The organism is Pseudomonas sp. Irchel s3f7, assembly GCF_900187615.1.
Classification (GTDB): domain Bacteria; phylum Pseudomonadota; class Gammaproteobacteria; order Pseudomonadales; family Pseudomonadaceae; genus Aquipseudomonas.
This window is the reverse complement of the sequence record NZ_FYDO01000057.1, coordinates 1-5944: the sequence shown is the minus strand read 5'-3', so window position 1 is coordinate 5944 and position 5944 is coordinate 1. Positions and strand designations below refer to the sequence as shown.

4 protein-coding genes and 1 pseudogene are annotated in these 5944 nt (G+C 61.5%); 4 read left to right on the top strand and 1 reads right to left on the bottom strand.

Going from position 1 to position 5944, the window contains the following annotated elements:
- A pseudogene (locus tag CKW19_RS28030) lies at positions 1 to 161 on the bottom strand (IS256 family transposase); the annotation flags it as partial.
- Between the two features lie 452 nt (positions 162 to 613).
- On the opposite strand from CKW19_RS28030, the gene CKW19_RS28025 reads away from it, so the two are divergent.
- From CKW19_RS28025 to CKW19_RS28010, 4 genes are read left to right on the top strand one after another with little or no spacing between them, the layout of a single operon-like run.
- On the top strand, positions 614 to 1090 hold the full coding sequence (locus CKW19_RS28025; protein WP_095061763.1) for a formate dehydrogenase subunit gamma: 477 nt from the start codon (positions 614 to 616) through the stop codon (positions 1088 to 1090).
- On the top strand, positions 1090 to 2649 hold the full coding sequence (locus CKW19_RS28020) for an NADH-quinone oxidoreductase subunit NuoF (protein ID WP_095061762.1): 1560 nt from the start codon (positions 1090 to 1092) through the stop codon (positions 2647 to 2649). Before CKW19_RS28025 ends, CKW19_RS28020 begins: the two co-directional genes overlap by 1 nt.
- Positions 2646 to 5522, top strand: a complete 2877-nt coding sequence (gene fdhF / locus CKW19_RS28015) for a formate dehydrogenase subunit alpha (protein ID WP_095061761.1) — start codon at positions 2646 to 2648, stop codon at positions 5520 to 5522. The genes CKW19_RS28020 and fdhF overlap by 4 nt, the downstream gene beginning before the upstream one ends.
- Positions 5519 to 5740 carry a formate dehydrogenase subunit delta gene (locus CKW19_RS28010; protein ID WP_095061760.1) on the top strand — a complete coding sequence of 74 codons (222 nt, stop codon included), beginning with the start codon at positions 5519 to 5521 and terminating at the stop codon, positions 5738 to 5740. Before fdhF ends, CKW19_RS28010 begins: the two co-directional genes overlap by 4 nt.
- The last annotated feature ends 204 nt before the right edge of the window (positions 5741 to 5944 follow it).

Sequence of the window (5944 nt, the reverse complement as noted above, 5' to 3'; positions counted from 1 at the left end):
CCAAGCTCAGCACTGAGGGCTCGCTCGATCAAAGCCTTCTTGAACGCCGCAGAGGCGTCCTCAATGGCTTCAGCGGTCATCGGTCCATCGGTGAATTGCTCGAGCAGCTCTTTCGGGATTTTCGGTAACTCTCGCAACGCGGGTTTCTTTTTGGTTGGCATACATGCACCTCTTACTCATGTTATGCCCGAACACAAAATTTCTGACACCCCCGCGCAATGGATCAACGCATCTGCTCCGTAGAATTGCCCACGATTCTGATGCTTCTTGTCACCTGGAATGCTTGCTATACATCCCCCCTCGACACGCCCTCCGGGCATTAGGCCGGTGTGTGAACGCCCCACTCGGCACTCATCTAGACTTAATGGAGAGTCGTAGGCAGAACCAAACACGTCGCTTTGGTACAGGTCGATCAATAGCCGCGTGGCAAGCTGCCCTTTATGCCCAGTAGAGGTGTGGCGAAGACCGCATCGGGCACAACAAGATGCCCGCCAAGGGTGCCCTGGCCACCGGCCTGAAATCCACGATACCGTGACGTGGTGTGAATGCCGCAGCCGACACTTTCGGACAACCGACAACCGCCTGGTTTGTCCGTGACCGTGAGGATTGCTGAATGCCTGATGAGTTGTTGCACCTGCCTGTGGTCAACAGTCTGCTGGAGCGCCATAAGGGCACCCCGGGTGCGCTGTTGCCCATTCTTCATGATATTCAGGAGCGTATCGGTTACGTCCCCGATGCCGCCGTCCCCGAGATTGCCCATGCCCTGAATCTGAGCCAGGCCGAGGTGCGGGGGGTGATCAGTTTTTACCATGACTTTCGTACAGCGCCGCCCGCGCGGCATATCTTGCGGCTATGCCGGGCCGAGTCATGCCAGAGCCGTGGTGCCGAGCAGCTTGCCGCGCAGTTGCGCGAGCGTCTGCAACTGGATGATCACGGTAGCAGTGCCGATGGCAGTATCAGTTTGCGTCCTGTTTATTGCCTTGGCGCTTGTGCCTGTTCGCCGGCGCTGGAGCTGGATGGTCGGGTGCATGCGCGGCTGAGTGCCGAGCGGCTGGATGCGTTGCTCGATGCTTGCCGGGAGGACGCGTGATGCCGATTCTTTATCTGCCTTGTGATTCGTTGGCCCGTGCGGTGGGAGCCGATGAGGTGGCGGTGGCGCTGATCACGCTGGCTCAGGAACGCAATTTTCCGCTGGAGTTGCAGCGCACCAGTTCGCGTGGCTTGTATTGGCTGGAGCCGTTGCTGGAAGTGGACAGTCCGCAAGGTCGGATCGGCTTTGGGCCGCTGACGGCGGCTGATGTGCCGTCTGTGCTTGAGGCGCTGAAAGGCGATCCATCCGCTCATCCCCTGGCCTTGGGCCTGGTGGAAGAGTTGCCCTATCTGAAGACGCAACAACGCCTGCTGTTCGCCCGCGCCGGTATCACCCGACCGCTGTCGCTGGACGATTATCGAGCCCATGGCGGTTTTGAAGGTTTGACGAGGGCCGTCAGCATCGGCGGCGAGCAGACCGCGACGGCGGTATTCGATTCAGGCCTGCGTGGCCGTGGCGGCGCGGCCTTCCCCGCTGGGATCAAGTGGCGCACGGTGCGCGGTACTCAAGCTGCGCAGAAGTACATCGTATGCAACGCCGACGAAGGCGACTCCGGCACCTTTGCCGACCGCATGTTGATGGAAGGCGACCCTTTCCTGCTGATCGAAGGCATGGCGATTGCCGGCATTACCGTCGGCGCCACCTTCGGCTACATCTATGTGCGCTCGGAATATCCAGATGCCGTGGTCACGTTGCGCGCAGCGCTGAACATCGCTCGAACTGCCGGTTACCTGGGCGCCAATGTCGGCGGCAGCGGCTTGGCCTTCGATATGGAAGTGCGAGTCGGCGCCGGCGCTTACATCTGCGGTGAGGAAACCGCGTTGCTGGACTCCCTCGAAGGCAAGCGCGGGATCGTCCGCGCCAAGCCGCCAATTCCTGCCTTGAAGGGTCTGTTCGGCCTGCCGACACTGGTGCACAACGTGCTGACGTTGGCCTCGGTGCCGCTGATTCTGGCCAAGGGCGCGCAGTTCTATCGCGACTACGGCATGGGCCGTTCCTTGGGCACCATGCCCTTCCAGTTGGCGGGCAATGTGCGTCGCGGCGGGCTGGTGGAACGGGCCTTTGGCCTGACCCTGCGGGAGCTGGTGGAAGACTACGGCGGAGGCACCGCCAGTGGCCGGCCGCTGAAGGCTGCACAGGTGGGCGGCCCGCTCGGCGCCTGGGTTCCGCCTTCGCAATTCGATACGCCGCTGGATTACGAAGCCTTCGCCGCCATGGGCGCGATGCTCGGTCACGGGGGTGTGGTGGTGGCTGACGACAGCCTCGACATGGCGCACATGGCGCGTTTCGCCATGCAGTTCTGCGCCGAGGAATCCTGTGGCAAATGCACGCCGTGCCGCATCGGTTCGACCCGGGGCGTCGAGGTGATCGATCGCTTGCTGGCCGCGCCGGATCAGACCAGTCGCGATGCGCAGGTGATCATCCTCAAGGACCTGTGCGACACCCTGCAATACGGTTCGCTGTGCGCGTTGGGCGGCATGACGTCTTATCCCGTGGCCAGCGCCCTCAAGCACTTCCCCGCTGACTTCGGTCTGCACGCCTCGGAGGCCGAACAATGATCACTCTCTTCGACCCGAAAACCGACATTGACCTCGGAACGCCGGCCCGCGACAGCCAGGTGCAAGTCACCCTGAACATCGATGACCGCAGCATCAGCGTGCCCGAAGGCACTTCGGTGATGCGCGCCGCTGCGCTGCTGGGCACCACCATCCCCAAACTCTGCGCCACCGACAGCCTGGAAGCCTTCGGCTCCTGCCGCATGTGCCTGGTGGAGATCGACGGCATGCGCGGTTATCCGGCGTCCTGCACCACGCCGGTCAGCGAAGGCATGAGCGTGCACACCCAGACGCCCAAGCTCGCGACGCTGCGGCGCAATGTCATGGAGTTGTACATTTCCGATCACCCGCTGGACTGCCTGACCTGCTCGGCCAACGGCAACTGCGAGCTGCAAACCGTGGCCGGTCAGGTCGGTTTGCGGGAGGTTCGCTACGGTTATGAAGGCGACAACCATTTGGAGGACGTGAAAGACACCTCCAACCCCTATTTCGATTACGACCCGAGCAAGTGCATCGTCTGCAACCGCTGCGTGCGCGCCTGTGAAGAAACCCAGGGCACCTTTGCCCTGACCATTACCGGGCGCGGTTTTGAATCCCGCGTGGCGGCTGCTGGTGGGGATAACTTCCTCGATTCGGAATGCGTGTCCTGCGGTGCCTGTGTGCAGGCCTGCCCGACTGCGACCCTGATGGAAAAAAGCGTGGTCGAACTGGGCCAGCCTGAACGCAGCGTGATCACCACCTGTGCCTATTGCGGCGTGGGTTGCTCGTTCCGTGCCGAGATTAAGGGCGACAAATTGGTGCGCATGGTTCCGGACAAGAACGGCCAGGCCAACCACGGCCACTCCTGCGTCAAAGGGCGCTTTGCCTGGGGCTATGCGACCCACCCGGATCGCATCACCAAGCCGATGATCCGCAAGCACATCAGCGACCCGTGGCAGGAAGTCAGCTGGGATGAAGCGGTGACTTACGCCGCCAGTGAATTTCGTCGTTTGCAGCAAACCTACGGCCGCGACTCCATTGGCGGCATCACCTCCAGCCGCTGCACCAACGAAGAAACCTATCTGGTGCAAAAACTGGTGCGCGCCGCGTTCGGTAACAACAACGTCGACACCTGTGCGCGGGTTTGTCATTCACCGACCGGTTATGGCTTGAAGCAAACGCTGGGCGAGTCTGCCGGCACTCAGAGTTTTGATTCGGTGATGCAGGCCGACGTGATCCTGGTGATGGGCGCCAACCCCAGCGATGCGCACCCGGTGTTCGCCTCGCAGCTCAAACGCCGTTTGCGTGAAGGGGCGCGGCTGATTGTCATCGATCCGCGGCGCATTGATCTGGTGGACACGGTGCATGCCCGCGCGGAATTCCATCTGGCTCTGCGGCCGGGCACCAACGTCGCCATGCTCAATGCGTTGGCCCATGTGATCGTGAATGAAGGTTTGCTCAATCAGGACTTTATCGACGCTCGTTGTGAGGGCAGCGACTTCGCGATCTGGAGTGAATTTGTCAGCCGTGCGGAGAACTCGCCGGAAGTGCTGGGCCCGATCTGCGGTGTGCCCGCTGCGGACATCCGTGCCGCTGCACGTTTGTATGCCACTGGCGGCAATGCGGCGATCTACTACGGTTTGGGTGTGACCGAACACAGTCAAGGCAGCACCTCAGTGATGGGCATCGCTAACCTGGCCATGGCCACCGGCAACATCGGCCGCGAAGGCGTGGGCGTGAACCCGTTGCGGGGGCAGAACAACGTTCAGGGTTCCTGCGACATGGGCTCCTTCCCCCACGAGTTGCCCGGTTACCGGCACATCTCCAATGAAGTCGTGCGCACACAATTCGAACAGGCGTGGAACGTCACCCTGCATCCTGAGCCGGGGCTGCGCATTCCCAATATGTTTGAATCGGCTCTGGCGGGCCGCTTCAAAGGTTTGTATTGCCAGGGTGAAGACATTGCCCAGAGCGATCCGAATACCCAGCACGTCACCGCGGCCCTGTCGGCTATGGAATGCATCGTGGTGCAGGATATTTTCCTCAACGAAACCGCCAAGTTCGCCCACGTGTTTTTGCCGGGCAGTTCGTTCCTGGAAAAGGACGGCACTTTCACCAACGCTGAGCGACGCATCTCCCGGGTGCGCAAGGTCATGGCCCCACTGGGTGGCAAGGCCGACTGGGAAGGCACGGTAGCTCTGGCCAATGCCCTCGGTTACCCGATGAACTACAAGCATCCGTCAGAAATCATGGATGAAATCGCCAGCCTGACGCCCACCTTCACCAACGTCAGCTACGCCGAACTTGAGCGCCACGGCAGCCTGCAATGGCCGTGCAACGCGGCGGCACCGGACGGCACGCCGACCATGCACATCGAAGAGTTTGTACGCGGCAAGGGGCGCTTCATGCTCACCGGCTACGTGCCCACCGAGGAGAAGGTCAACGCTCGCTATCCGCTGCTGCTGACCACCGGGCGCATCCTCAGCCAGTACAACGTCGGCGCCCAGACCCGGCGCACCGAAAACGTCGCCTGGCATGACGAAGACCGCCTGGAAATCCACCCGACCGACGCCGAGAGCCGAGGCATCAACGAAGGTGACTGGGTCGGCATCGGCAGCCGTGCCGGGCAAACCGTATTGCGTGCGCGGATCACCGAACGGGTCGCGCCGGGCGTGGTGTACACCACCTTCCACTTCCCGGAATCGGGGGCCAACGTGATCACCACCGACAATTCGGACTGGGCGACTAACTGTCCGGAGTACAAGGTAACGGCCGTGGAGGTCAGCCGCGTGTATCACCCTTCGGAATGGCAGAAGCGCTTCCAGGCGTTCAGTGATGAACAGCACCGGTTGCTGAAGGATCGTCGGCACACCGAGAAAGCCGAGGTACGCAAATGAGTACCGACAACCTGATCAAGATGGCCAACCAGATCGCCCAGTACTTCGCCACCCAACCGGACCAGAAGCAGGCGGTGCTTAGTGTGCGCAATCATCTGCAGATGTACTGGGCGCCGAGCATGCGCAAGGAATTGCTGGCCTGGCAGACGGAACATCAGGGGGCGGATTTGCACCCGCTGGTGCAGGCGGCGGTGAATGGGGCAGGTTGGGAGGCTTAGCTGCTGACCAAACAAACTGTAATTGGATGGACTCGCCCACGCCGAGGCGTCAATGCGCCACGGTGGCAGTCTAAGAAGCCAACGGCAGCGAGGGCGAGTCCATGAAAAAGAATACGACGCTTAAACAGTCCCTGTCTTCAACCGATGTGTCGGCCTGTACGACAGTGGCGGTCGATCTTGCCAAGCAGGTCTTTCAGGTCGCAG